The organism is Planobacterium oryzisoli (assembly GCF_015354315.1).
In the GTDB taxonomy this organism is placed as follows: domain Bacteria; phylum Bacteroidota; class Bacteroidia; order Flavobacteriales; family Weeksellaceae; genus Planobacterium_A; species Planobacterium_A oryzisoli.
The window spans coordinates 1-23,341 of record NZ_JADKYY010000014.1 but is presented as its reverse complement, the minus strand read 5'-3'; the positions used below and the strand labels follow the sequence as shown (position 1 = coordinate 23,341).

Below are 23,341 nucleotides of genomic sequence, written 5' to 3'. Positions count from 1 at the left end.
GCCACAAGATGTCCGGCCAAGACTTGGGTATTATGACTTACAATATTCGCCTGGATTTGAGCTCAGACGGTAAGAATGCATGGGGTGAAAGAAGTAGAGAGGTAGTAGACTTAATTGAGTATTACCGACCGGAAATATTGGGCGTGCAAGAAGCTCTTCCTTCTCAGATGGATGCCTTATCTACTGCCCTTCCTAAATATAGCTTTGTGGGAGTAGGTCGGGATGATGGAAATCGTGCGGGTGAGTTTAGTGCTATTTTCTACAACAGAGAAAGACTTAAGATCTTGGACTCTGGAACTTTTTGGTTGTCTGATACACCTGAGACCCCCTCAAAAGGTTGGGATGCAGCGTACAATAGGGTGTGTAGTTATGCCTTTTTTAAAGATAAGCACACGGGACGAAAGTTTTGGGCTTTTAACGCGCATTTTGACCATGTGGGCGTACAAGCAAGGATGCGTTCCACTGAACTTATTTTGGATCGTATTCGAGAATTAACCCGTGAAAGAGTTCCTGTGGTTTTAATGGGAGACTTCAATTCTACTCCAGAATCAAAACCCATAAGTAATTTTAATAGTTATCTAACAGACGCTCATTCCGCTTCAGAGCAAAAGCCTTACGGTCCTGCAGGAACGTATAATGCCTTCGACACAGAAAGAAAGGAGTTTGAGAGGATTGATTATATATTTGTGAAGGGATTTAAAGTGAAGAGTCATAGAACAATAGAAGACCGCAGAGATAATTTTCTTTATCCTTCGGACCATTTTCCCGTACTTGTCGTAGTACACCAGAAGTAATTAAGAGAGTAGGTAGGAAAAGTTTTCAAATATATGTTGCCCCTAATTAGAGTAGATTACTCGTTAGGGGCAACATTGTTTTTTAAAGTGACATCGTTATTCAGTTGGCCGGAATATCAGTCCCGCTTCGTCAAAATAATCTAATGTCACTCGGTCTCCTTCTTGTATTTTTCCTGCGAGTATTTCCTTGGAAAGAATATTAAGAACCTCATTTTGCAGTACCCGTTTTAAAGGTCTAGCTCCAAAAGTAGGATCGTACCCTTTGTTCATGATGTAGTTTATTGCATCTTCGGTGGTAGTGAGAATAATATTCTTTTTTTCAAGCATTTTATTAAATCCTCTAAGTTGATATTGGACAATCTTGCCAATTTCCTTTTTGGTAAGCGGCTGGAAAAGTACAATCTCATCTATTCTATTTAAGAACTCAGGACGTAGGGATTGCCGTAGTAAAGCAAAAACTTCCTCTTTAGTTTTGTTAGTAACGTCTTGATAATTAGATTCATTTAAGCTCGAAAAGTTATCTTGGATGATTGCAGATCCCAAATTAGAGGTCATAATGATAATGGAATTCTTGAAGTTAACCACACGACCTTTGTTGTCGGTTAATCGTCCGTCGTCCAAAACCTGTAAAAGTGTATTAAAGACATCGGGATGCGCTTTCTCGATCTCGTCCAGTAAAACTACAGAGTAGGGACGTCTTCGAACTGCTTCCGTTAGTTGTCCTCCCTCATCATAACCTACGTATCCTGGGGGCGCGCCTACTAGCCTTGACACCGAGTGTCTTTCCTGATATTCACTCATGTCTATGCGTGTCATGTTGTTTTCATCATTGAATAAATACTCGGCTAGTGCTTTAGCAAGTTCGGTCTTACCCACACCGGTGGATCCCAAAAACAAGAAGCTACCAATTGGTTTTCTTTCATCATTTAGGCCTGCGCGATTCCGTCGGATGGCGTTGGAAACTGCTTCAATAGCCTCCTGCTGCCCCACAACTCTTCGGTGCAGTTCTTCTTCAAGATGCAATAATTTTTCACGTTCCGTTTGAAGTAATTTTGTGATGGGAATCCCGGTCCATTTAGATATAACTTCAGCAATGTTTTCGGCTGTAACCTCTTCCTTAATTAACTCGTTCTGATTTTCCTGCATTTGCTCCTCAAGGGCCTGCAACTGGGACTCTTTTTCCCTTAGTTTTCCATATTGGATTTCCGCCACTTTTGCATAATCACCTACTCGCGACGCACGTTCTGCCTCAAGTTTTAGCGATTCAATATCTTTTTTGATGAGGGTTAAATCTTCCGATTTTTGTTTTTCAGCAAGCCACTGTGCGTTTATTTCATTTCGCTGCTCGGTGAGTCTGGCAATATCTTCCTTTAAATGATTGACCTTAATTTCGTTCCCTTCACGTGAAATTGCAGCAAGCTCAATTTCCATTTGAATGAGCTTTCTATCCAATTTGTCTAGCTCTTCAGGCTTAGAGTTAATCTCCATGCGTAGCTTGGCCGAAGCTTCGTCAATAAGGTCTATAGCTTTATCTGGTAGAAAGCGGTCTGTGATGTATCGTTGTGACTGCTCCACAGCAGCTATAATAGCTTCATCTTTAATTCGTACTTTATGGTGGGCTTCGTACTTATCTTTTATACCACGAAGTATAGAAATAGCAGATTCTGTATCTGGTTCCTCTACCATGACTTTTTGGAATCGTCTTTCTAGTGCTTTGTCTTTTTCAAAATATTTTTGATATTCATTCAAGGTGGTTGCTCCCACAGCACGAAGTTCCCCACGTGCCAAGGCAGGTTTTAAAATATTGGCGGCATCCATTGCACCTTCTCCTCCGCCAGCACCTACCAATGTGTGTATTTCATCTATAAATAAAATAATTTGACCATCGGACTGTGTTACCTCATTGATTACGGATTTCAAACGCTCCTCAAATTCTCCTTTGTACTTGGCCCCTGCGATGAGTGCTCCCATATCCAAGGAATAGAGGGTCTTGTCCATAAGATTTTCCGGTACGTCACCACTAATAATGCGGTGTGCAATTCCTTCTGCAATTGCAGTCTTTCCCACACCCGGTTCTCCTATTAAAATGGGGTTGTTTTTAGTGCGGCGCGAAAGAATTTGTAAAACTCTTCTAATCTCTTCGTCCCTACCAATAACAGGATCTAATTTGCCTTCACTGGCGAGTGCATTGAAATTTTTGGCATACTTGCTTAAGCTTTGGTAGGTTTCTTCCGAGCTGGCTGAGGTAGCTTTCGCGCCTTTGCGAAGCTCTTTAATAGCCCCCTCCAATGAGGGTTTAGTTAGCCCCATATCGCGTAAAACTTGTGATGTAGGGGACTGGACTTCAAATAAAGCGAGCCATAGGTGCTCTAGAGTTACAAACTCATCAGCCATGCGTTTAGCTATATTTTGTGCCTCTAGAAGAACTTTATTTGCATTTGTGGAAAGGTATAAGTTACCGCCCTCCACCTTTGGAAGTTGCTCTAGGGCATGCTTGTTTTTTTCTCTTAGGCCGGCAGTGTCCACTTCACTCTTTTTCAATAGGAAGTTAGAGATATGGTCGTCACTTTGAAACATACCTTCCAAGATATGTGTAGGTTCAATGCTTTGATGGTTATTTTCCATGGCAATTTGTTGTGCTTTAGAAATAGCCTCTTGCGATTTTACAGTAAATTGATTTAAGTTCATGTCTGCATTTAGTATTTGTATAATTTGTACTCAAAAAGCATTCTTTTACTAAAATACGGACAATTTAGCCGTATTAATTACAATTTACTATATAAAACCTGTCAAAATTTCCGTATTTTTATCTTATTAGTTTACTGTTAAGGGTGGGGCAAGGAAATCAGAGTTGACGTTTGTGTGGTAACTGTTTAAATGTGTGGATTTCAATTATTTAGACCACTGACAAACAGTTTTTTTAATTTATTATATTTGTGTACCACCATTTGGTTATTGAAAGATTTTATGCAACACTTCCATGAGCTTATCGCAACTAAAGTTGAACGCTTGGCTAACCGCTGTACCTATATAGAGTTTGTAATTCCTGAAAAGTTACGCGCAGTTTTCAGATATAAGCAGGGGCAATATTTGACCTTGCGTAAGATGCTCGACGGTCAGGACATTCGTCGATCGTATTCGATTGTCAACGCACCCAATGAGGGTTCCGACACTATTGGGGTTTTGGTTAAACAAATTGAAGGTGGAAAAATGTCGTCATGGCTCTACGACCATTTTAAAGTGGGAGAATCTTTGGAAGTTATGCCTCCAATGGGACATTTCCATACACACCATCATGTAAAAAACAGTAAAACCTATGTGGGAATAGCAGCTGGAAGCGGTATTTCACCTGTTCTTTCTAATCTTAAGCAAGCACTATTTGATGAGCCGAACTCAAGGGGTATTCTTATTTATAGCAATAAATGCTTAGGGGATACTGTGTTTAAACAGGAAATTGACACTCTTGAGAAGCAGTTAGAAGGTCGGTTCAAAGTAGTATATCTAATGACACGAGAGGGATGCAGTAATCCTCTGTTTGAAGGAAGAATATCGCCGACCAAATTAGATCTTATTCTAGAACATTTAGGAATTGAAGTCGCAAAGAGTACCTATTTCCTATGTGGTCCTACCGAAATGATTAAAACAACGTCAAATTATTTGAGTCAAGAGAAAAAGGTACCTTCTCTGCAGGTTATGTATGAGTACTATTCTCCACCGGACGATGAAGACAATGCGGAAAAAAGTGACGAATTTAAAGCGCTTCCTAATTTAGAGAGTATGGTAACACTCATTATTGATGACGATGAATATTCCTTCCATCTAAATTCCAAAAAGAAGAGCATTCTGGATCAAGCGATAGCCGAAAAGTTACCCGTTCCTTTTGCCTGCAAAGGGGGAGTTTGTTGTACCTGCAAGGCGCAGGTTCTTGACGGCGAAGTTTTTATGGAGAAAAACTTTGCCCTTACTAGCCAGGAGGTAGAAAACGGTTATGTATTGACATGCCAATGCCATCCTGTTACCAATGTAGTGCTTCTAAACTACGATGTTTAAAAACTTTTAATTATGGCAAACTGGAAATTTCACTCACTGATCTCGCAAGATACGCCTGCTTTACTGGAGGGGATAAATATTTGGGATTATTACTGGCACTGCCTAGACAAGAAAATACAAGTCTTAGGGCCTTTCGAGGGACAAATTTATTACTTCAAGGCATACCAAATTAAAACTGGAAATGGCACTTTAGATTTTGTAGCGGGTGAATATTCTTCCGGACAAATGGGACTTTATATCAAGGACGATTACAGTGATAGACGATTATGAAAATAATAGATAAAAACACGGAGTTTGAAGCGTACGTAGCGCAAGAGAATAAAATAGAGCCAAAAGACTGGATGCCTGAGGATTATAGAAAGTTGCTTATACGGCAAATATCCCAGCATGCACACTCTGAAGTGGTGGGAATGCTGCCGGAAGCCAATTGGATATCGCGTGCTCCTTCACTTAGAAGGAAAATGGCCTTACTTGCAAAGATTCAAGATGAAGCAGGTCACGGGCTCTACCTTTATGGAGCTTGCGAAACCTTGGGGCAGGAGGGGTTTACAGCACATAGAGATTACACTTACGAACAGATGCTGCAGGGAAAAGCCAAGTATTCCAGCATTTTTAATTACCCTACTTTAAGTTGGGCGGACATTGGTGCCATTGGCTGGTTGGTAGACGGAGCTGCCATAATGAATCAGGTGATGTTGATGGGGAATTCTTACGGTCCTTATGCCCGGGCGATGGTTCGTATATGTAAGGAAGAATCGTTTCATCAGCGGCAAGGATATGAAATATTAATGACACTCTGCCGAGGTACACAAGAACAGAAGGAAATGGCGCAACGTGCCCTGGATAGATTCTGGTGGCCCGCCCTGATGATGTTCGGACCGAATGATGATGCCTCTCCAAATTCTCAAAAGTCTATGAAGTATCGGGTTAAGCGTGAAAGCAATGACAGTCTCAGACAGCGTTTTGTGGATGTCACCGTACCTCAGGCCCAATATCTGGGTCTTAGTATACCCGACCCTAATCTTCACTTTAATGAGACTACAGGACACTATGAATTCTCAGAGCTGCCATGGGATGAATTTCATGAGGTTCTAGCAGGGAATGGACCGGCTAATAAAAAAAGACTGGATACCAAAATTAATGCACAGAAAGAAAATAGGTGGGTCAAGGAGGCAGCACTAGCTTTTGCCGCAAAAGAGGAAAAAACAACGTAATACAGATATGAGTACATTAGATGTATGGGAGGTCTTTATACAGACCAAACCGGGACTATCACACAAACATGCAGGAACGGTGCAAGCTGCTACTGCTGAAACTGCTTTACAAAATGCGAGAGATGTTTATACAAGACGTATGGAAGGAACGTCCATTTGGGTTGTTCCAAGTAAATATCTGGTAACCAGTGAAGGAATGAATAAAGAAGCCTTCTTTGATCCCGCAGACGACAAACTGTACCGTCACCCAACGTTTTACCAAATTCCTAATGATGTTAAGAATATGTAGCCCATGGACGGATCACTAAACTTGAAAAACTATGTCTTGAAATTAGCGGATGACTCGTTGATTTTTGGGCAGCGCTTGGCCGAATGGTGTGGTCAGGGCCCCTATTTGGAAGAGGACATCGCCTTAACCAATATAGCTCTGGACTACTTAGGGCAAAGCTCCAATTTTTACTCTTACATCAGCGAACTTGAATTGGGGGGTCCTACAGAAGATGAACTAGCGTTCTTACGGTATGAACATCAGTATCTAAACTGTCAATTGGTGGAACTTCCCGTGGGAGACTATGCAAATACTATCCTTAAAGTTTATTTCTTTTCGGTGTATCAAAATGTACTGCTGGAGAATTTGCAAAATAGCACAGACGAAAGGCTAAGTGCTTTAAGTGCTAAATCTTTGAAAGAAGCAAAATACCATCTCATTCATGCCAGAACTTGGGTAGAGATCTTTTCTAAAGGTACTCATGAAAGTCGGATGCGTATTGAGAATGCACTATCTGAACTATGGGGATATACGGGGGGTCTATTTGAGATAGTTGAAGGAGAAAAAGGACTTGCCTTATCGGCAGTGGTGCCCGACGCAGATGTATTAAAGGAAAAGTGGTATGTGCAGGTGGTGGAGGACTTTCAGAAATGGGATTTGAAAGTTCCTGAAAATCCTTTTCAGCATTTAGGTGGAAGGCAAGGACGGCATACGGAGTATTTTGGCTATTTGCTTTGCGAACTACAATATATGCAGCGTGCCTACCCTGGCTGCCAATGGTAAAGGGTTATAATAATTCATGGATTTACTGCAACTTTTATCAAAGATACCCGATCCCGAAATACCGGTGGTCAATATTGTGGAACTGGGGATAGTAAGGGATGCGTTTTTTTTGGATGGGGAATCTGTGCAGGTAATCATTACTCCCACCTATACCGCTTGTCCTGCGATGTATGCGATTAAGCAAGATATCGACAAGTTACTTAGAGAGCAGGGGCTAAAGAGCCAGATAAAAACAGTGTACGCCCCAGCCTGGACCACCGATTGGATTACTGCAGATGCCCTGGAGAAGCTCCGGCAGTTTGGAATTTCACCCCCTGGAAAAGTGGATGAAGAATTATCCGGTGTAGGCAAAACCTGTCCCAGATGTGGCTCCAACAATACCCGACAGGTCAGTAGATTTGGTTCAACACTGTGCAAAGCTGCATACCAATGCAACGATTGTCTGGAACCCTTTGATTATTTTAAATGCCATTAATCTGGTATGTAGGATAAATGTTAAAAGAAATTATTTATGATGCCATATAAATATATAGAAACAGAGCATTTAAATGAAGGTAAATTGGTAATGCTTTACCTTAATGACCCCGAGACATTTAACAGTCTGAATGCCGAAATGCTAAAAGAACTGCGTAGAGCGGTAGGAGATGCCAATCGGGATGAGAGCATAAGATGTATTGCGCTTTCCGGCAGAGGGCGTGCGTTCTGCAGTGGTCAAAACCTCAAGGAGGCACTAGGGTTTGGGGACATTGTAAAAGACAGGACTGTGCAAAGGTTTATAATTGACTATTACAATCCCCTTGTAAAGGAAATAATTGGAAGTAAAAAACCGGTCGTTTCTCTTATTAATGGTCCTGCAGTGGGAGCAGGTGCAATACTTGCGCTTCTTTCAGATTTTAGCCTTGCAAGTAGCAGCTCTTATCTTTCTTTCGCATTTGTGAATATTGGTTTAATCCCTGATACCGGAGGTACGTACATTCTGCCCAAATTACTAGGAAGTCAGCGGGCCAGTTACTACAGCTTTACTGGAAAAAAAATACCTGCAGCAAAGGCACTTGAAATGGGTTTAGTAGTTGAAGTCTACAGTGATGAAACTTTTCAATCCGAATCCATGGACGTTCTGTTTGATTTGTGCCAACAGCCGACTAAAGCCATTGGACTGACCAAAAAGGCTTTTAATGAGTCCTATGATAATACATTAAAGGAGCAACTTGATATTGAGGGTATCCTGCAGCAAAGCGCGGCGGAAACAATGGATTTTTCTGAAGGAGTTAGCGCATTTTTAGAAAAGAGAAAACCAGTTTATAAAGGCAACTAGAATGAAGGAATTCAAGGAACCACTTATTGTAGGAGTGGTAGGAGCGGGGACGATGGGTCAGGGAATTGCTCAATTAGCAGCACAAAATGGTTCTTCCGTAGTACTTTATGATCAGCTGGAGTCTCAGTTAACCAAAGCTCGAGTACAGCTTGAAAAATCCTTGGAGCGTTTGAAGGAAAAAAATAAGATTTCTTTTGAACAGCGCATGGAAATCGGTTCACGTATCGCGTATACGAATGTAATTGCTGCTTTCTCAGAATGTGATCTGGTGATTGAGGCTATTGTCGAGGACCGCGAAGCCAAGATGAATTTGCTTAAAGGTTTAGAGAATATTGTTTCAGAGAAATGCATTCTATCCTCCAACACATCGTCTATTTCAATAACAGCTTTGGGCAGTGCTTTATTGCACCCTGAACGATTCTGTGGTATACATTTTTTCAACCCTGCACCGGTAATGCCACTTGTGGAAATTATTCCCGGACTGCGGACTGACCCAAATCTAATTGAAAAATGCCGCTTGTTACTACAGCGATGGAATAAAAATCCCGTTGTAGCAAAAGATGCTCCCGGTTTTATTGTTAATAGAATCGCTAGGCCTTATTACGGAGAAGCATTACGGATTGTCGAAGAAGGAATTGCAACAGAAAATCAAATCGACAGTGTAATGCGCTGTGCAGGAGGCTTCAAGATGGGTCCTTTTGAATTAATGGACCTTATCGGAATTGATGTAAATCTAATGGTTACGCAAACTGTTTATAAGGATTTTTTTTATGATCCTAAGTATAAACCTTCTTTGTTGCAAACCCGGATGGTTGAAGCCGGACTATTAGGGAGAAAGACTGGTGTAGGATTTTATTCTTATCCAGCAAATATAACCAATGTAGCTGTGGACAGCGGTCTGGAAGGACGTATCTTCATGCGTATAATTAGTATGCTGGTAAACGAGGCTGTGGAAGCGTACCGTATAGGTCTTGCTAGTAAGGAGGATATTGAACTCGCGATGATGAAAGGTGTGGGCTATCCAAAAGGCCTATTGGCGTGGGGCCAAGAGATAGGTTTTGAAAAAATTTCTGAGACTTTACAGGACTTATATTTACAGTACCAAGAGGAACGCTACAGACAAAGCCCTTTATTAAAGCAATTAGCTAAATCTTAGATCCAATGAATCAGAATGCAGCAGATGTAGCGCAATTTATGCTAGGCAGAGACAACTTCTCCCAGTGGCTAGGTATTGAGCTTCTTTTAGTAAAAGAGAAATATTGTAAAATACAGATGAGGATCCGTCCAGAAATGATCAATGGATTGGGTACTGTGCATGGCGGAATATTGTTTTCTTTTGCAGACAGTGCACTGGCCTTTTCGTCCAACAATACAGCAGAGGCGTCGGTGGCATTAAACTGCACCATTAATTTCATTAAAGCCTGTAAGACTGCAGATGTATTGATTGCGGAATCCCAGTTGGTTTCAGAGACCAGGCGAACGGGAATTTATGAAATAACAATTCGAAATGAGCAAAAATCGCTGGTTAGTAAGTTTACAGGAACTGTATATAAATTAAATAAGACTATTTACGATTTAGAACTATAGACACTATGCGATTAAGTAATTATATATGTGGAAACTGGGTGCTGGGTAAAGGAGATGAAATACCTGTGCTAGATTCAGTTACTGGCCAAGTCGTTGCAATTTCCGATACTTCTGGGCTGGACTTAGGTCTTGCGACGGATTATGCTCGCACGGTGGGTTATAAAAACCTTTCTGCTTTGACCTTCTACGACAGAGGGCAACTTTTAAAGAAGATCGCTCTGTATTTACTGGAAAGAAAGCAAAAGTATTATGAGCTTTCGTATCGCACTGGTGCGACCAAAGTAGATTCATGGGTAGATATTGAAGGCGGTTTTGGAACTTTTTTTACCTATTCTGGCCTGGCAAAAAGAATGCTTCCAAACACAACCTTTTGGGTAGAGACGGGTGTTGAAAAGCTTTCCGCAGAGGGCTCTCATTTAGGGCTGCATATTCTCACTCCCAGTGAAGGAGTCTCGGTGCAGATTAATGCGTACAATTTCCCAGTGTGGGGTATGATGGAAAAACTCTCTACCTCTTTATTAGCTGGGGTGCCCAGTATCGTAAAGCCAGCCACGCCAGGTTGTTATTTAACACACGCTGTATTTCAAGATATCATTGGAAGTGGACTTTTGCCTGAAGGGGCACTTCAGCTCGTGTGTGGTGATCCAGGAAATTTACTTGAGTATGTGCAGGACGGTGATAGTGTTCTTTTCACCGGTTCAGCAAGTACGGGAAGAAAATTAAAAAGCATGCCTCAAATAGCTGGAAGTACTGTTAGATTTAATATGGAGGCAGATAGTTTGAATTGTTCTATACTTGGCCCAGACGCCAAAGTAGGCACGCCTGAATTTGATTTGTTCATTCGCGAAGTCCGTAATGAAATCACAACCAAAGCCGGACAAAAATGTACCGCAATTCGAAGAATCTTAGTGCCTGAGGATCAGGTAGAGGCCGTTCAAAAGGCATTGTCTTCTGCTTTGGATCAAGTACCCATTGGAAATCCTCTTAATAAGCAGACCAGGATGGGCGCAATTGCTGGGAAAGAGCAGCTTGATACATTGAAGGAGAAAATTCAACTCCTTGCAGGAGGTTCTGAATTGATTTATGAAGGTAAACACCAGTTGATAGATGCGGATTTTACAAATGGATCCTTTATTACGCCGAGACTCTTTTTTAATCCCCGTCCATTAGAATCCGATATTTCACATGAGACGGAGGCTTTTGGTCCGGTTGCAACGATAATGCCTTATACTGATGCGGAACAAGCAGTTAGTATTGCACGAAAAGGCAAAGGAAGTCTTGTGGCTTCGGTGGTGAGTAATAACACCGCTTTTGCTAGTGAAGTGGCATGGAGGTTAGCAACTACACACGGAAGGATATATATTCTCAATCGAGATAATGCGCAAGAGGGAACAGGTCATGGATCTCCTCTTCCTACCATGATGCATGGTGGACCGGGTAGAGCTGGTGGAGGGGAAGAATTAGGAGGCCTTAAAGGACTGCACTTCTTCTTACAGAAAACGGCGGTACAGGGTTCCCCTGACATGCTTAGGGCGGTAAGTAAAATTCACATTCCAGGTGCTCAGTACCGTTTTACCCAAGTCCATCCTTTTCAACTGCACTTTGAAGAAATCCAAGTAGGTGATAGTCTGCAGACCGCCAACCGAACCATTACTGAGGCTGATATTGTGAATTTTTCAAATGTATCATGGGATCATTTTTATGCCCATACAGATTCAACTAGCTTAACTGGAACCATATTCGATAGGGTAGTTGCCCACGGATACTTTTTGCTCTCTGCCGCTGCAGGTCTGTTTGTTTCTGGGAAGAAGGGCCCAGTAATAGCAAACTATGGATTAGAGGACGCTAGCTTTTTCAAACCAGTGTATGCTGGGGATACTATAGGAGTCTTTCTAACCGCAAAAGAAAAGATAAATCGGGGAGTGAAAGGTAGGAATATACCTTCAGGAGTAGTTAAGTGGTTGGTTGAAGTATATAATCAGCGCAACGAACTGGTATGTGTCGCCACTATCCTTACCCTAGTAGCAAAAAAATCCCCATTTATTGCACTTAATTCTATCACTTTAAAAAAAGTGCTAGAAACTCTTTCTGAATCCAGCACGCCAAGGTGGGGGCTGATGACCCCACAAAACATGGTTGAGCACTTAGAACATTTTGTACATTTATCGATGGGTAGGGAAACTGTGGACGAACAAGCCAATCTAGATAGTGAGCAACTTGATAGGCTAAAGGATTGGCTGTACAAGCATAAGCCCATCTCCCAAGGCTTGAAATACCCCGGTTTACCCCTTGAATCCAATGCCCCGCTAAAGTATAAGGATCTATCTAGTGCAAAGAAAGCCCTTATAAAGAGTTTTGAAGATTTTTCTGTATACTATAATGAGGTACCAGAAGCCCAGCATCCCCATCCGCTATTTGGTCCAATAAACAAAGAGATGTGGGAACTGTTTCATGCGAAGCATGTCACTTACCATTTTAATCAGTTTGGAATTTTGGACTAAATAATAGCTATGTCTAATTCGACCTTTGGTCAGCGCGTAACAGAGTTCAATATAAATTTGGATTATCCCGGCCCAATGCCGCCGGGGTACGACTTTATTAATCCTTTTCGAGATAGCCCTACCGCAACAAAAGCTATGGGAGAATTCTATCAGAAGTTTTACAACGATAACATGCCTCGCACTATGCTAATTGGCATTAACCCTAGTCGGCATGGTGCAGGGATAACCGGGGTGCCTTTCACTGATACCAAGAGACTACAATCTCATTGTGGGATTGAACTGGAAGGCCAGCGTACGCATGAAGTTTCGTCGGTATTTATATACGACCTTATTGATGCGTACGGTGGCGTCTCGTCTTTTTACCGTGATTTCTACATCAATTCTCCTTTTCCTCTTGCAATTGTACGCAGAACTAAAAGTGGAGGTGAAGTAAATGCTAACTACTACGACGATCATCAGTTGTATCAAACGGTCGAACCTTTTATGATAGAAATGATGAAGGCTCATTTAGCTATGGGCGTTCGTAGTGACAAAGCCTTTGTCCTGGGAAAAAAGAATGGAGACTTTATAAAACGCCTCAATACAAAGGCTAGATTCTTTGATGAATTGGTAGTTTTAGAACACCCGCGTTTTATTCAACAGTATAAATACAAAGAACGAAGCTTGTACATAGATAAATATCTGTTAAGTTTACATAACCGAATTGAATAATCTTAAAACTTATATTATGAATCGCTACTTGCCCGTATTGAAGATACAAAGTCGCTTGAAGCAATGGCTTGGAATTTTTTTGATACTTCTAACGCTAAGTTTGAATGCCCAGAATGGGAGTGCGAATAAATTTGTGTCCATCTCGGGGCAAAACCTCATTGACACCAAAGGTCAGAAGATCCTAATTCAAGGTACCAATGTTGGGAATTGGTTGAACCCCGAGGGTTATATGTTTTTCTTCAAGGACACTTCTTCCTATCGACTAATAGATCAGGCCTTTAAAGAGATGGTGGGGCCCGATTTCACCAATTGGTTTTGGAGAGAGTTCAAGAATAACTATATCACAGAAAAAGATATTCAGTACATTAAGTCTACTGGAATGAACACGGTTAGGGTGCCCTTTCATTACAAGCAGTTCACAGATGAGGATTTTATGGGGCAAACCGGAAAGCAGGACGGCTTCGTTATATTGGATAACGTAATAAAATGGAGCAAGAAGCATGGATTGTATGTAATCCTAGATATGCATGTGGCTCCAGGTGGTCAGACAGGTGATAATATTGATGATAGCTATGGTTATCCTTGGCTATTCACTGAAAAGGCTTCTCAAAAGCAGTTTGTGGACATCTGGGTACAAATCGCGAAGCGTTACGCAAATGAACCTACAGTGATGGGCTACGATTTGTTAAACGAACCTATTGCACATTATTTCGAGAAGGATTATGCAGTACTGCATCCTAGTTTGGAGGCGCTTTATAAATTGGCAGTTACTGAACTACGAAAGGTAGATAAAAATCATATCGTATTTTTAGGAGGTTCGCAGTGGAATAGTAATTTCAGTATTTTCAATGACTGGAAGTATGACAGTAAGCTAGCCTTCACTGGACACCGTTATTGGAGCGGTACCGATGATAATTCAATTAAGGATTTTCTTGAATTCCGAGCTAAAGTGAACTTGCCGTTTTTTATTGGTGAAACAGGGGAAAACACCGATCAATGGGTTAAGGACTTTAGAGAGACTTTGGAAAGAAACAATGTTGGTTGGACCTTTTGGCCTTACAAGAAAATGGTTGAAACTGCTGGAATGGTCATTATTCCAAAGCCAAAAGACTGGGATTTAATTGTGGAGTATACCAAACAAGATCGAAGTAGTTTCGAAAAGATCCGAAATGCAAGACCGGACCAGCAAAGGGTGAGAAATGCATTAATTGAACTACTTCATAATATGAAATTCGAGAATAACCGTATTAATAAGGGCTATATTGAAGCCTTGGGAATGAATCCCTAGATAGCTATGAAAGAAAGAGTACAGACCACCGAGCATAATTCTATTGTTACTATTGAATTTGCTACCGAGAAAAGTAATTCCTTGCCACTGTCCATTTTGGAAGCCTTGGCCCAAGCCATAATGGAACAAAAGGATCGTCCAGAAGTAAAAGCTATTATCCTCAGCTCCGCTGGTGAGAAGGCTTTTTGCGCCGGAGCAAGTTTTGATGAATTAATTGAGATTCAAGAGTTAGAACGATCCACAAAATTCTTTGGAGGTTTCTCGCAAGTGCTTTCGGCAATGCGAAAATGTGGGAAAATAGTGATTGTGCGCGTACAAGGTAAAACTACAGGAGGTGGAGTAGGGATTGCTTGCGCAGCGGACTACTGTTTTGCTACTTCTGCCGCAAGTCTTGCGTTGACAGAAATTAACCTGGGAATAGGCCCTTTCGTGATAGGGCCGTATGTGGAGCGCAAGATTGGAAAAAGTCAATTTACTGCTATGGCACTTGATGGTGAATTTCGTAATGCGGAATGGGCAATGCAGCACAACATTTACCATCGGGTATTTGAGTCAATCCAGGACATGGATCGAGGGCTGAGCGAATTTACTAGCAGTATTACGAAGAAAAGTGCAAAAGCATTGGAACTCATTAAAAAGGTGAGCTGGGAAGGTACGGAGCACTTTGACAGTCTTATGCCGGAAAGAATTCATATGAGTGCATCACTGATTCTAGAGGATTCTGCAAAAGAAAATATTGAAAAAATCAAAAAACGTTTAAAGAAATAATTTCGGTTTAATAGAAAAGTTATAACTTTGTAATTCAAAGTACTTTATGGAAAAGACAAAGTTAAGCCAGGATGTTCATCATATCCGCGAAATGATGGAGAAATCATCGAAATTCTTATCCCTCAGTGGACTCTCTGGCGTATTTGCAGGTTTTATTGCGCTGCTTGGACTTTATTTCATTAACCAGGTATTAAACTACCATAATTTGGAGTACGCCTTACTTTCAGGTCCTTTGCCCCAGGGTGTAAAGTTGGAGGTAGGTTTTTACGGATTTTTGATGGTTTTATTTTCGTTGGTAGGGGCGTATATTCTCTCTTTGCGTAAAAGTTCCCAATCGAAGACGAGCCTTAAGAATCCTGCTTCCCGAAGATTACTAAAAGCTTTTACGGAGCCTTTTCTACTGGGTGCACTAGTTACAATTGGATTGCTAATAAATGATTTTCCCATTCTTGTTGCGCCCTCGACCTTATTATTTTATGGAATCGCACTTTTTTACGCAGGTCATTTTACGTATAAAGAACTCTCACATTTAGGAATACTTATAGCAGCCACTGGCAGTCTTGCTTTTTTTCTTCCACAATTTGGGTTTTATTTGTGGGGATTTGGCTTTGGAATCCTCCATATCTTATACGGTTCCTATATGCACTATAAATACCGCTAACTGCTGTTGAATGTTGGACTTAACAAAACTTAATAAGAGCTTTGAAAGCCGTATGCGATTGGGCATCATGTCTGTTTTGGCAGTTAACGATGAGGTTGAATTCACAGAGCTGAAAAACTTGCTCGTCGCTTCGGACGGTAATTTGTCTAGCCATTTACAAGCATTGGAGAAAGTAGGGTATGTGAAAACGCATAAGCAGTTTGTGGGTCGTAAACCTAAGACCACTTGTGAGGCAACTTCCGAAGGCATGAAGGCTTTTAAAGCACATCTCAGTGCTCTAGAGGAACTTATTCGTTCCTGATTTTTTTTGGAATTTAACTTTGAATTACAAAGTACGTTATAATACGTATAACCTTAATAATCAAACAATGAACCGTTATCAAATTTTAATTTCAGCTGTTGTGACTTTACTTACCCTACCGTTAGTAGGTACTATTTTTAACTGGCACTTTAATTGGGATGCCTTTGATTTTCTTGTAGGCTTCATTCTGCTATTTTCTGCGGTTTCCCTCATCGAACTATTCCTTAGATTTGTAAAAATAACAAGGTGGAGAGTTGTCCTTATCTCCTTAGTTTTATTTTTACTATTAGTAGTTTGGGCCGAACTAGCAGTAGGTCTTTTCGGTAGTCCCTGGGCCGGAAGCTAGCAAGGTACATTGGTGGCGTAACATGCTATTTGGTACAGTTTGTGCTCTTATTCAAAAAAAAAATTATGAAGAATCTAACTTTTATTTTTGTAGCAGCTGCCACTTTAACGAGCTGTTCTACAGTATCTTCTGTACTTCAGAATAATCTGCCCTTTAATTCAAATTTTGTTGTTACCCAAGGATCTCCAGCGCAGACGCAGCTTTCTGCTGTTGGAACGGGCGCAAGTTTGAATCAAATCGTAGGCGTTAGTAATAATGTGAAGGAGATACGACCGAGTACTGCCACTGTCTCAGTTACTAGCGGTGCACAGGGAATGGGCGTATTTAAGTCGGTCCATGTTTATTTAACTTCTGGTCAAAAGGAAATACTAATAGCCTCTAGAGATCAAATAGCAGACAATATCGGCACCTCTCTTTCTTTAGATGTGCGGTCGCAGATAGTGGATGATGTTATGAAGAGTGGTAGTTCCATTCAGCAACGAGTGGTGTATGTACTTAAAAGTGCACCCACAACTGATATGAATGTTAAGAGCTCCATTACATTTACCAGTTTGCCAATTCAATAAAACCCTTATAGAGCAGCTCAATGATTGAGAACACTGTCTTGAGCTGCTTTTTATGATTTTGTAAAACTATCTAGAACAATGGTCACAGGACCATCGTTTGTGAGAGTGACTTGCATATCCGCACCAAATTGGCCTTTTTCCACCAGCAGTCCTGAATCTTTTAATTTTAGTTGGAAATATTCGAGTAATGGTAGGGCAATAGAAGGAGGTGCGGCCGTTATAAACGAGGGCCTGTTCCCTTTTTTGTAGTCGGCAAAAAGTGTAAATTGACTGATACATAGCACTGCTCCCTGACTATCTTTAATCGAGTGATTCATTTTCTGATTTTCATCGGAGAAAATTCTCAGGTTAACAATTTTATGTGCAAGCCAATCTGCGTCCGATTCCTGATCATCTTGATGTATCCCAATCAGTAAGACGAGTCCTGCTCCAATTTGCCCCACGATTTTGCCTTCCACCGATACCGAAGCTTGCTTTACACGTTGAACTACTATTTTCATTTTTTAGTTTATAATTTGAATGCTCTGCGAGTCATAATTTAAAAATACTCGGTAAATTTTCAGTGGGACATTGCTGCCACTACGGGGTGTTCCTGTCATTAAATCCCACTGTGTGCCGTCTGGTTGATATTCAATTCTGCCGCCATTAACTTCCAGCTTTATTGTGCTGTGCGGACAAATATGAGGCGCAATTCTGTCGTACGCTCGGTATCCCTGTGGCGTATTTACAACTATTAACCCCAATTTTCCAGCTTTAGGGCTTTGGACGTACGCCCATTGACCGGTTTGCTGCAATACTTGAAAAGCTGGTGAGTGTAAATCAACGGAAACATTTATAACTTGCTGGATACTACATGAATCCTGTTCTTGAGCTTGGCGGCAAGATCCTAAAATGCTGAAAACCAGTAAAAGGAAAGCAAGAGTTGTACTGGCATTTTTTTTCATATAAAAATATTTTATATATTTGTCCAATACAAGATGCACAAATATTGTCCGGGCTTTAAGGTCGGATAATTTTTTTTTATAAATTCAAAAATACAAAATTATGGCTACATACGTAACTAAGGAAGGTTTGGAGAGAATGACCAAGGAACTTGAACAGCTTGAGACCATTGAACGACCTAAGATTACGCAGCAGATTGCTGAAGCCCGTGATAAAGGAGATCTCAGTGAGAACGCTGAATACGATGCTGCAAAAGAAGCTCAGGGTATGCTCGAGATGAAAATTTCAAAATTAAAGGACAGCATTGCGACATCGAAAGTAATTGATGAGTCCCAACTTGACACTTCGAAAGTGGCTATTCTTACTACGGTTCGATTGAAAAATCTTACTAGTAAAGGGGAGCAGAAATTCACCATCGTGCCAGATAATGAGAGTGACATAAAAGCCGGAAAGATTTCCGTTAGTACCCCTATTGCAAAAGGTCTTTTAGGGAAAGCTGTAGGTGAGAAGGCTGAGATTGCTTTACCGAATGGAAACCAATTGCACTTTGAAGTTTTAGAAATTACCTTGTAAATGAGTACTATTTTTACAAAAATTATTCAGAGGGAGATTCCGGCATATATTGTCGCTGAAGACGACAATCATATTGCATTTTTAGATGTTAGTCCAATTGCCCTTGGGCATACCTTAGTGGTGCCTAAGCAAGAAACGGACCTCATTTTTGATATAGAAAGTGCACGTTACAGTGAATTATGGCAATTTGCAAAGTTAGTGGAGCGCAAATTACGTGGCGCCGTGCCTTGTAAAAGGGTAGGAATTGCAGTTGTTGGACTTGAAGTTCCTCATGCCCATATCCACCTCGTACCTCTTAACACTATCGAGGATCTAAGCTTTACGAAGCCACGTCTTTCCTTATCAGATAGTCAATACCAAGAAATTGCACGCTCTATAAGAGAAGCATAATAACAATTTGTCAAAGATATTCTTTGGCAATTTTTTTTCACTTTAAAGTTTAGAAATTACATGAACCCTAATCAATGTTCCTTTTGTGGACGCACGAAGAACCAAGTTGAAATATTAATATCGGGCCAGAACGGTTATATCTGTGAATCTTGTATAGAACAAGCGCACTCAATTGTTAAGGAATCTAATAAACAGTCGGATTCCTCCGCAGTATCGGAAGATGTAGATTTGAAAAAGCCCAAACAGATTAAAGAATTTCTTGATCAATATGTAATTGGTCAGGATCAGGCCAAGAAGCAACTTTCTATCGCTGTATACAATCATTATAAGAGGATATTATACAGCCAAAGAGAAAATAAGGAGGTGGAGATTGAGAAATCCAATATAATAATGATTGGCGAGACCGGGACTGGCAAAACCTTGCTTGCAAAAACTATTGCTAAAGAGTTAAATGTACCATTTTGCATTGTCGATGCTACGATTCTTACAGAAGCTGGATACGTTGGTGAAGATGTGGAAAGTATACTTTCACGACTTCTTATGGTCGCAGACTACGATGTACAGAAAGCAGAGCGTGGGATTGTCTTTATTGATGAGATTGATAAAATTGCACGAAAATCAGACAATCCTAGCATTACTAGGGATGTATCCGGAGAAGGAGTTCAGCAGGGGCTACTAAAACTGCTGGAAGGTAGTATTGTAAATGTACCGCCACAAGGAGGGAGAAAGCACCCCGACCAGAAATACATTCAGGTGAATACCCAGAATATTTTGTTTATCGCGGGTGGCGCTTTTGATGGTATGAGTGAGATAATTGAACGCCGACTCAATAAACAAGCAATTGGTTTCAGTAAGGAAAAGTTAAAAAGTACTACAGAAGAAGAGTACATACTAAGTCATATAAATGCGATTGACCTTCGGAAATTTGGATTAATTCCCGAACTTTTGGGGAGGTTTCCTATTATAACGTATCTGGACAAATTACAGAAAGACACTTTAATCCGAATTATGAAAGAGCCTAAAAATTCCATTGTTAATCAATTTGTGGAGCTTTTCAAGATGGATGGGATTGAACTAACCTTTACCGATGGTGCTATTGAAAAGATTGTTAATGAAACCATGGATAAAGGATTAGGTGCCCGGGGACTTAGAGGCACTACGGAAAAAGTGTTGGAAGATTACATGTTCCATATAGGAGAGGAGAAGAAGATTCAGCTTACTAAGAGAAATGTACATTTTAATTAAATTCCAGTGCGAATTATGAGATATAAATTAAGTTCTATTCTATGCTTTTTATTTGCTGTTCCCTTTTATGCGCAGTTTCAGGTTAATGTCAAAGCATATGAAAATTTTCTGCCTAAAGAAGCATATTTATATACCCTATTAGGAACACAAGACGTACTCGTTGCTAAAGCAATTCGCAGCTCTAATGGCTGGAAAGTAAATGTGCCGGATTATTATAAAGGAAAGTTGAAACTCTATTTTCCTGAAAACAATACCGAAATTGCACTAGTAAGTGAAAACACGGATGTGGATTTAACCCTGAAAGTTTCACCGAAAGGAGTTTTGGAGTATGAATTTCGCGATGCACCCAATAATTTTATGCAGGAATGGGAGAGCTTAAGTCAAAAAAAGAGAGAGTTACTCCCAGTGTACTACCAAATACTTAATTATTATTCTCCACAATCTGATTTTTATGTTGCACTACAGAAAGAAATTGCTAAACTTTCTAACCCTTCGGCTGCTAAAACGGATTTTGAATTTATCAACTTTTATATTCAAAACAAGCTCAGGCTGGAGCCTACAGACCAAAGTGCTTCCACTTTTAGCCAAGAACAGCTAGTTGATTTTTTAGTGCGTTCTAATGACTTATTAGAAAGTTCTGGTTTAATGCGTACCGCACTTGTCGGTTATCTTGAAAATGCCACACAGACGGATGCAAAACAAGCTGTTGATTTTCTATTGCAGGAATTGAATGTGGAAAGCGCTCGCGGCCAAATCGTATTATCTGAGTTCATTGAGATATTTGATATCTATGGATTAAAAGATCTAAAGGAGCATTACCTACAGCAAGCTAACAATTTAAAATGCGAACTAAATGATAGGTTACGTCACACACTGTCTGTAAACACTAATACCGCTATTGGGGCGATTCTCCCTGACTACGCATTCGATCGCGTTCACAACACACAAGCTCATAGCGTACATTCAATTAAGGCGCAGAAAAAAGTTCTTGTGTTTTGGTCTTCGGGGTGCTCGCACTGTCAGACGGACCTGCCTAAGCTCATTCCATACTACAGCGAGATGAAAAAACGCGGAATAGAAATAGTGGGTCTGTCATTGGATACGGACCTTACGACATTTACTCAGAAAGCTTCTGCGTATCCGTGGATAAATGCCACGGAATTAAGGGGGTGGAACAGTAGTTTTAATGAGATTTATAATATACACGCCACACCCACTTATATCGTAGTAGACAACGATAATAAAATAGAGGCTAAGCCTAATATGGCGTTGGATGTGGTAGCTTATTTAGGTTTAAAATAATTTTGTGGAAATTTAAATAATTTATATATTTGCACCACTCTAATGGCGAGGTAGCTCAGATGGTTAGAGCGCAGGATTCATAACCCTGAGGTCACGGGTTCAATTCCCGTCTTCGCTACAAACAACGCTGAAAATCAGCGATTTAAAAAGATTAGGGACTAAAGTAGGGACTTTAGTCCCTTTTTTATTTCTTATCCTTTTCAAAGATGACAAAATAATAAAGCTCCAGCTTTCCCAAACAATCCCGCAACCTTTTTTCAAAAACAATAAAGCCAAAGAGAAGGAATGTTCTAGAAATGTGGTTGCTCCAATTATTTGCAAAAATGCGTTTCCGACCGAAGCGAGGAATTGCATTTTTGCCGCCCGATTTTTTGGCGGTTAATTTTACAATTTCAAAGTTTGGGAATTGAAATTTTTCAAATTGAGGAAGAAACCTCTATTTTCTGTCAAACCATTTCGGAAAAGATTCCATAAAAGTGAACTTCCCATTTGTACTAAAGTGGAATTGATATATAAATCTTGTTTTTCCAATGCCTCTGCTAAACTGCAACTTGGCGTATCATCAACATGACCTTCTCCCACAAAACCGTAACACCTAAAAGTAGAGATTTTTCGATAAAGTAATTAACTTTAATACAAGAAAAATCAAATGAAAAAAAGCAGATTTACAGAAAGTCAGATTGTCTTCGCCTTGAAGCAATCCGAGACGGGAGTAAAAGTGGAAGAAGTATGTCGCAAAATGGGTGTCAGCGAGGCAACTTTTTACAATTGGAAAAAAAAATTCGGAGGCTTAGGCATCACGGAACTTCGCCGTTTGCGCCAGCTGGAAGAAGAGAACAGCCAGCTCAAAAAGTTGGTAGCTGATTTAAGTTTGGATAAACAAATTCTTCAGGATGTTCTGAAAAAAAAGTTCTAAAGCCGGTTCAGAGGCGTGAACTGGCGAAAGGGATACAGCAGGATTACCGTGTTTCTCAGCGAAGAAGCTGTCGTTTGGTGTTTTTACAGCCTAGTGTTTATTATTACCATCCACATCGCAGAGATGATAAGGCTTTGAGGATGCGACTTATAGAACTTTCCAACATTCGTGTCCGGTATGGCGTGCAGCGTTTACATATTCTTCTGAGACGGGAAGGATGGAAAGACAATCATAAAAGGATCTACAGAATCTATTGTGAGGAAGGTTTGAACCTAAGGAGAAAACGGAACAAAAGAATAAAATCTGCACGCTCACGGGTTCCTACCAATGGCATTGCTTCTAGTTTACATGAGTGCTGGAGCATGGATTTTATGAGCGATGCCCTGTTTGACGGCAAGAAATTCAGGGTCTTAACTTTAGTGGATAATTATAGCCGTAAATCCTTGGTGCTTCACACCGGAATTTCCATTAAAGGAGAAGATGTTGCTGAAATATTAAAAAAGGTTACCTTTAAGCAGCAAGCCTATCCCAAGCGTATTAAGATTGATAACGGGCCGGAGTTTATCAGTAAAGCATTGGACAGATGGGCTTATGAAAGGAAAATAGAACTGGAATTCTCCAGGCCGGGAAAGCCTACAGATAATGCATTTATAGAGAGTTTTAACGGATCATTAAGAGATGAATGCCTCAATGTGAATTGGTTCTTATCGCTGGAAGATGCTCAGCAAAAGCTGGAGGTATGGAGAGAGGATTATAACAGTTACAGACCCCATAGCTCATTGGGAAATTTAACGCCTAACGAGTTCATTGAAAACAGTCA

General features: G+C 40.6%; 25 protein-coding genes, 1 tRNA gene and 1 pseudogene. 23 read left to right on the top strand and 4 right to left on the bottom strand.

Features of this window, described 5'->3' with window-relative positions:
- The first annotated feature begins 32 nt into the window (after window positions 1–32).
- Window positions 33–794: an endonuclease/exonuclease/phosphatase family protein gene (locus tag IC612_RS09650; RefSeq protein ID WP_228512967.1), complete on the top strand. Its 762-nt coding sequence runs from the start codon at window positions 33–35 to the stop codon at window positions 792–794.
- Between the two features lie 96 nt (window positions 795–890).
- On the opposite strand, the gene clpB is transcribed toward IC612_RS09650, so the two are convergent.
- Entirely contained in the window at window positions 891–3,482 is a 2,592-nt protein-coding gene (clpB, locus tag IC612_RS09645) for an ATP-dependent chaperone ClpB (protein ID WP_194739983.1), read from the bottom strand.
- 279 nt (window positions 3,483–3,761) lie between these two features.
- Here clpB and IC612_RS09640 point away from each other — a divergent pair, with 279 nt between their 5' ends.
- The 16 genes from IC612_RS09640 to IC612_RS09565 all read left to right on the top strand — a co-directional run bounded on the left by IC612_RS09640 (window position 3,762) and on the right by IC612_RS09565 (window position 17,153).
- Window positions 3,762–4,844, top strand: coding sequence for an FAD-binding oxidoreductase (locus IC612_RS09640; protein ID WP_194739982.1), 1,083 nt, complete (start codon window positions 3,762–3,764; stop codon window positions 4,842–4,844).
- A 12-nt stretch (window positions 4,845–4,856) separates the two neighbouring features.
- Entirely contained in the window at window positions 4,857–5,114 is a 258-nt protein-coding gene (locus tag IC612_RS09635; RefSeq protein ID WP_194739981.1) for a hypothetical protein, read from the top strand.
- Window positions 5,111–6,058, top strand: coding sequence for a 1,2-phenylacetyl-CoA epoxidase subunit PaaA (gene paaA / locus IC612_RS09630; RefSeq protein WP_194739980.1), 948 nt, complete (start codon window positions 5,111–5,113; stop codon window positions 6,056–6,058). The genes IC612_RS09635 and paaA overlap by 4 nt, the downstream gene beginning before the upstream one ends.
- A 7-nt stretch (window positions 6,059–6,065) precedes the next feature.
- Window positions 6,066–6,347 carry a 1,2-phenylacetyl-CoA epoxidase subunit PaaB gene (gene paaB / locus IC612_RS09625; RefSeq protein ID WP_194739979.1) on the top strand — a complete coding sequence of 94 codons (282 nt, stop codon included), beginning with the start codon at window positions 6,066–6,068 and terminating at the stop codon, window positions 6,345–6,347.
- Window positions 6,348–6,350: 3 nt separating this feature from the next.
- The gene (gene paaC, locus IC612_RS09620; protein WP_194739978.1) at window positions 6,351–7,109 is read left to right on the top strand and encodes a 1,2-phenylacetyl-CoA epoxidase subunit PaaC; all 759 of its coding nucleotides are present in this window, start codon (window positions 6,351–6,353) and stop codon (window positions 7,107–7,109) included.
- A 16-nt stretch (window positions 7,110–7,125) separates the two neighbouring features.
- The gene (paaD, locus tag IC612_RS09615) at window positions 7,126–7,584 is read left to right on the top strand and encodes a 1,2-phenylacetyl-CoA epoxidase subunit PaaD (protein ID WP_194739977.1); all 459 of its coding nucleotides are present in this window, start codon (window positions 7,126–7,128) and stop codon (window positions 7,582–7,584) included.
- Between the two features lie 39 nt (window positions 7,585–7,623).
- Window positions 7,624–8,424 carry an enoyl-CoA hydratase-related protein gene (locus IC612_RS09610; RefSeq protein WP_194740020.1) on the top strand — a complete coding sequence of 267 codons (801 nt, stop codon included), beginning with the start codon at window positions 7,624–7,626 and terminating at the stop codon, window positions 8,422–8,424.
- A gap of 1 nt (window position 8,425) precedes the next feature.
- On the top strand, window positions 8,426–9,580 hold the full coding sequence (locus IC612_RS09605) for a 3-hydroxyacyl-CoA dehydrogenase NAD-binding domain-containing protein (RefSeq protein WP_194739976.1): 1,155 nt from the start codon (window positions 8,426–8,428) through the stop codon (window positions 9,578–9,580).
- A gap of 5 nt (window positions 9,581–9,585) precedes the next feature.
- Window positions 9,586–10,011 carry a PaaI family thioesterase gene (locus tag IC612_RS09600; RefSeq protein WP_194739975.1) on the top strand — a complete coding sequence of 142 codons (426 nt, stop codon included), beginning with the start codon at window positions 9,586–9,588 and terminating at the stop codon, window positions 10,009–10,011.
- Between the two features lie 5 nt (window positions 10,012–10,016).
- Window positions 10,017–12,512, top strand: coding sequence for a phenylacetic acid degradation bifunctional protein PaaZ (gene paaZ, locus IC612_RS09595; RefSeq protein WP_194739974.1), 2,496 nt, complete (start codon window positions 10,017–10,019; stop codon window positions 12,510–12,512).
- 9 nt (window positions 12,513–12,521) lie between these two features.
- Entirely contained in the window at window positions 12,522–13,223 is a 702-nt protein-coding gene (locus IC612_RS09590; protein ID WP_194739973.1) for a uracil-DNA glycosylase family protein, read from the top strand.
- Window positions 13,224–13,239: 16 nt separating this feature from the next.
- Window positions 13,240–14,511, top strand: a complete 1,272-nt coding sequence (locus IC612_RS09585) for a glycoside hydrolase family 5 protein (RefSeq protein ID WP_194739972.1) — start codon at window positions 13,240–13,242, stop codon at window positions 14,509–14,511.
- A gap of 6 nt (window positions 14,512–14,517) precedes the next feature.
- Window positions 14,518–15,279 (top strand): enoyl-CoA hydratase/isomerase family protein, encoded by a 762-nt coding sequence (locus IC612_RS09580; protein WP_194739971.1) that lies wholly within the window; start codon window positions 14,518–14,520, stop codon window positions 15,277–15,279.
- 46 nt (window positions 15,280–15,325) lie between these two features.
- Entirely contained in the window at window positions 15,326–15,940 is a 615-nt protein-coding gene (locus tag IC612_RS09575; protein ID WP_194739970.1) for a hypothetical protein, read from the top strand.
- A gap of 10 nt (window positions 15,941–15,950) precedes the next feature.
- Window positions 15,951–16,241: a winged helix-turn-helix domain-containing protein gene (locus IC612_RS09570; RefSeq protein ID WP_194739969.1), complete on the top strand. Its 291-nt coding sequence runs from the start codon at window positions 15,951–15,953 to the stop codon at window positions 16,239–16,241.
- A gap of 411 nt (window positions 16,242–16,652) precedes the next feature.
- Complete coding sequence (locus IC612_RS09565; protein ID WP_194739968.1) at window positions 16,653–17,153, top strand: hypothetical protein; 501 nt, start codon at window positions 16,653–16,655, stop codon at window positions 17,151–17,153.
- 50 nt (window positions 17,154–17,203) lie between these two features.
- Here the strand turns inward: IC612_RS09565 and dtd are convergent, their stop codons facing one another.
- Both dtd and IC612_RS09555 read right to left on the bottom strand, forming a co-directional pair.
- Window positions 17,204–17,653 carry a D-aminoacyl-tRNA deacylase gene (gene dtd, locus IC612_RS09560; RefSeq protein ID WP_194739967.1) on the bottom strand — a complete coding sequence of 150 codons (450 nt, stop codon included), beginning with the start codon at window positions 17,651–17,653 and terminating at the stop codon, window positions 17,204–17,206.
- A 3-nt stretch (window positions 17,654–17,656) separates the two neighbouring features.
- Window positions 17,657–18,097 carry a Rieske (2Fe-2S) protein gene (locus IC612_RS09555; protein ID WP_194739966.1) on the bottom strand — a complete coding sequence of 147 codons (441 nt, stop codon included), beginning with the start codon at window positions 18,095–18,097 and terminating at the stop codon, window positions 17,657–17,659.
- Between the two features lie 100 nt (window positions 18,098–18,197).
- Here IC612_RS09555 and greA point away from each other — a divergent pair, with 100 nt between their 5' ends.
- From greA to IC612_RS09530, 5 genes are all read left to right on the top strand, one after another.
- Window positions 18,198–18,668 (top strand): transcription elongation factor GreA, encoded by a 471-nt coding sequence (gene greA / locus IC612_RS09550; protein ID WP_194739965.1) that lies wholly within the window; start codon window positions 18,198–18,200, stop codon window positions 18,666–18,668.
- Complete coding sequence (locus IC612_RS09545; protein ID WP_194739964.1) at window positions 18,669–19,058, top strand: HIT family protein; 390 nt, start codon at window positions 18,669–18,671, stop codon at window positions 19,056–19,058.
- A gap of 60 nt (window positions 19,059–19,118) precedes the next feature.
- Window positions 19,119–20,303, top strand: coding sequence for an ATP-dependent Clp protease ATP-binding subunit ClpX (gene clpX, locus IC612_RS09540; RefSeq protein WP_194739963.1), 1,185 nt, complete (start codon window positions 19,119–19,121; stop codon window positions 20,301–20,303).
- A gap of 15 nt (window positions 20,304–20,318) precedes the next feature.
- Entirely contained in the window at window positions 20,319–21,605 is a 1,287-nt protein-coding gene (locus IC612_RS09535) for a TlpA family protein disulfide reductase (RefSeq protein WP_194739962.1), read from the top strand.
- Between the two features lie 44 nt (window positions 21,606–21,649).
- Window positions 21,650–21,723 (top strand) — tRNA-Met (locus IC612_RS09530).
- 266 nt (window positions 21,724–21,989) lie between these two features.
- On the opposite strand, the pseudogene IC612_RS10030 reads toward IC612_RS09530, so the two are convergent.
- Window positions 21,990–22,169, bottom strand: a pseudogene (locus IC612_RS10030) (PRTRC system ThiF family protein); the annotation flags it as partial.
- A gap of 85 nt (window positions 22,170–22,254) precedes the next feature.
- Here IC612_RS10030 and IC612_RS09525 point away from each other — a divergent pair.
- A protein-coding gene (locus IC612_RS09525) for an IS3 family transposase (RefSeq protein WP_228512965.1) occupies window positions 22,255–23,341 on the top strand; the annotation gives its coding sequence in 2 pieces (ribosomal slippage) (window positions 22,255–22,516 and window positions 22,516–23,341; 1,088 coding nt annotated over the 2 pieces). This gene is flagged as partial in the annotation.

What these genes read in the sequence shown, in the direction of transcription:
- IC612_RS09640 (WP_194739982.1), top strand. Translation starts at nt 3,762, where the DNA reads ATGCAACACTTCCATGAGCTTATCGCAACTAAAGTTGAACGCTTGGCT.
- paaD (WP_194739977.1), top strand. Translation starts at nt 7,126, where the DNA reads ATGGATTTACTGCAACTTTTATCAAAGATACCCGATCCCGAAATACCG.
- paaB (WP_194739979.1), top strand. Translation starts at nt 6,066, where the DNA reads ATGAGTACATTAGATGTATGGGAGGTCTTTATACAGACCAAACCGGGA.
- IC612_RS09565 (WP_194739968.1), top strand. Translation starts at nt 16,653, where the DNA reads ATGAAGAATCTAACTTTTATTTTTGTAGCAGCTGCCACTTTAACGAGC.
- IC612_RS09590 (WP_194739973.1), top strand. Translation starts at nt 12,522, where the DNA reads ATGTCTAATTCGACCTTTGGTCAGCGCGTAACAGAGTTCAATATAAAT.
- IC612_RS09605 (WP_194739976.1), top strand. Translation starts at nt 8,426, where the DNA reads ATGAAGGAATTCAAGGAACCACTTATTGTAGGAGTGGTAGGAGCGGGG.
- IC612_RS09585 (WP_194739972.1), top strand. Translation starts at nt 13,240, where the DNA reads ATGAATCGCTACTTGCCCGTATTGAAGATACAAAGTCGCTTGAAGCAA.
- IC612_RS09650 (WP_228512967.1), top strand. Translation starts at nt 33, where the DNA reads ATGACTTACAATATTCGCCTGGATTTGAGCTCAGACGGTAAGAATGCA.
- IC612_RS09610 (WP_194740020.1), top strand. Translation starts at nt 7,624, where the DNA reads ATGCCATATAAATATATAGAAACAGAGCATTTAAATGAAGGTAAATTG.
- greA (WP_194739965.1), top strand. Translation starts at nt 18,198, where the DNA reads ATGGCTACATACGTAACTAAGGAAGGTTTGGAGAGAATGACCAAGGAA.
- IC612_RS09535 (WP_194739962.1), top strand. Translation starts at nt 20,319, where the DNA reads ATGAGATATAAATTAAGTTCTATTCTATGCTTTTTATTTGCTGTTCCC.
- IC612_RS09575 (WP_194739970.1), top strand. Translation starts at nt 15,326, where the DNA reads ATGGAAAAGACAAAGTTAAGCCAGGATGTTCATCATATCCGCGAAATG.
- clpX (WP_194739963.1), top strand. Translation starts at nt 19,119, where the DNA reads ATGAACCCTAATCAATGTTCCTTTTGTGGACGCACGAAGAACCAAGTT.
- IC612_RS09580 (WP_194739971.1), top strand. Translation starts at nt 14,518, where the DNA reads ATGAAAGAAAGAGTACAGACCACCGAGCATAATTCTATTGTTACTATT.
- IC612_RS09600 (WP_194739975.1), top strand. Translation starts at nt 9,586, where the DNA reads ATGAATCAGAATGCAGCAGATGTAGCGCAATTTATGCTAGGCAGAGAC.
- IC612_RS09570 (WP_194739969.1), top strand. Translation starts at nt 15,951, where the DNA reads ATGTTGGACTTAACAAAACTTAATAAGAGCTTTGAAAGCCGTATGCGA.
- paaA (WP_194739980.1), top strand. Translation starts at nt 5,111, where the DNA reads ATGAAAATAATAGATAAAAACACGGAGTTTGAAGCGTACGTAGCGCAA.
- paaC (WP_194739978.1), top strand. Translation starts at nt 6,351, where the DNA reads ATGGACGGATCACTAAACTTGAAAAACTATGTCTTGAAATTAGCGGAT.
- IC612_RS09545 (WP_194739964.1), top strand. Translation starts at nt 18,669, where the DNA reads ATGAGTACTATTTTTACAAAAATTATTCAGAGGGAGATTCCGGCATAT.
- clpB (WP_194739983.1), bottom strand. Translation starts at nt 3,482, where the DNA reads ATGAACTTAAATCAATTTACTGTAAAATCGCAAGAGGCTATTTCTAAA.
- dtd (WP_194739967.1), bottom strand. Translation starts at nt 17,653, where the DNA reads ATGAAAATAGTAGTTCAACGTGTAAAGCAAGCTTCGGTATCGGTGGAA.
- IC612_RS09555 (WP_194739966.1), bottom strand. Translation starts at nt 18,097, where the DNA reads ATGAAAAAAAATGCCAGTACAACTCTTGCTTTCCTTTTACTGGTTTTC.
- paaZ (WP_194739974.1), top strand. Translation starts at nt 10,017, where the DNA reads ATGCGATTAAGTAATTATATATGTGGAAACTGGGTGCTGGGTAAAGGA.
- IC612_RS09635 (WP_194739981.1), top strand. Translation starts at nt 4,857, where the DNA reads ATGGCAAACTGGAAATTTCACTCACTGATCTCGCAAGATACGCCTGCT.